General features: G+C 65.8%; 1 pseudogene. It reads right to left on the reverse strand.

Features of this window, described 5'->3' with window-relative positions:
- Nucleotides 1-56: 56 nt before the first annotated feature.
- A pseudogene (locus AB0K28_RS51685) lies at nt 57-1322 on the reverse strand (IS256 family transposase); the annotation flags it as partial.
- Between the last annotated feature and the right edge of the window lie 284 nt (nt 1323-1606).

Here is a 1606-nt window from a genome sequence, read left to right on the forward strand (position 1 = left end):
AGGAGGTTGTCACTTCAGGTGTGTAAAGATCGTTTCTGATGGCCTGAGGTCGGTCTTTACCTGATGCGGCCTGGATAGGCGATGTCGAGTTCGATGAGTGCTTCGCGCCAGCCGATGGTGCGTTGTCCTTCGATCAGGCGGGCAGTGCTGGGCGAGTTCTTGATCTTTCCGGTCTTCTCCTTGGTGATGGCGCGTTCGCGGGCGCGTTTGTCCTCGATGTTGATGATGGCCAGCCACAGCAGTTTGACCACGGCGTCGTCGCCGGGGAAGTGGCCGCGGGCCTTGGTGACCTTGCGCAGCTGGTAGTTCAGCGACTCGATGCTGTTGGTGGTGTAGAGCAGCTTGCGGACCGCCGGGGAGAAGGCGAAGAACGGGGTGAAGCGGTCCCAGGCGGCCTCGAACACACGGGCCGCCTGCGGATAGCGCTCACCCCAGGTGGAGGCGGTGAAGTCGGCCAGGGCGTCGAAGGCGGCCTCCACACTGGGCGCCGTGTAGATCTTCTTGAGCTCGGCGGCCAGCGTGGCGCGGTCACGACGGGCGACCGGCCGCAGCGCGTTGCGGATCAGGTGCACGACACAGGCCTGCACGATGGTGTGCGGGAAGGCATGGTGGATGGCGTCTTCGAAGCCGTTCAGTCCGTCGGTGCAGGCGATGAGGATGTCGCGCACGCCCCGGTTGCGCAGATCGGTCATCACAGAGGTCCAAAAACGGGCCGACTCGCCGGCGCTGGCGGCATCGAGCGGGGTCTTGGCCAGCCAGATCCCGAGGACGTGCTTGTCGCCGTCGACGTCGATACCGATCGCGAGGTAGGCGGGTTTGGCCTGGACGCTGTGGTTGTCGCGGACCTTGACCACGATGGCGTCCAGGAACACCACCGGGTAGACGGTTTCCAACGGCCGTGCCTGCCAGGCGCGGACCTCTTCCAGCACGGCGTCGGTGATGTTGGAGATGGCCTCGTGCGACAGTTCGGTGTCGTAGATCTGGCGCAGGTGGTGCTGGATGTCGCGCACGCTCATGCCGTGCGCGTACAGGCTGATGATCATGTCGTCCAGGCCGCCGGAGACGCGGCCGGCCCGTTTGGGCACCAGCATCGGCTCGAAGGTGCCGGCCCGGTCGCGGGGCACGGACAGCCGCACCGGCCCCACCCCCGTCTGCACGGTCTTGCCGATCCTGCCGTTGCGGGAGTTGCCGCTGCCATGGCCGGACACCTCGTGCTTGCCGTAGCCCAGATGCGCCGACAGCTCGGCCTCCAGCGCGCGTTCCAGCACCGCCTTGACCAGTTCGCCGAGCATCGAGCCCTGCCCGGTCAGCCGCAGCCCGCCCGCGCCGTCGCGTGAGCGTTCCAGCAGCAGGTCCAGCACGTGATCGCCGAGCAGGTCCCGCAACGGCGTCTCGCCGTCACGCTGGGGGGATTTTTCCCCGCCATGATGAGCAGCCGCCCCTAGCAGCGCCGATGTGTCATCGTGCTGTTCTTGCCCCACCGCGGCCAGCGCGGTTCTTCCCCGTGTCGTGGACATGATCGTGTTCTCCCCCGAGATGGTCAATGATCTTTGCAGACTTCCGTCTACGTTTGGTGATCATTTCCACACCTGGAGTGATACCCCCC

This window comes from Nonomuraea sp. NPDC049504 (assembly GCF_040676845.1).
GTDB lineage: Bacteria > Actinomycetota > Actinomycetes > Streptosporangiales > Streptosporangiaceae > Nonomuraea > Nonomuraea salmonea.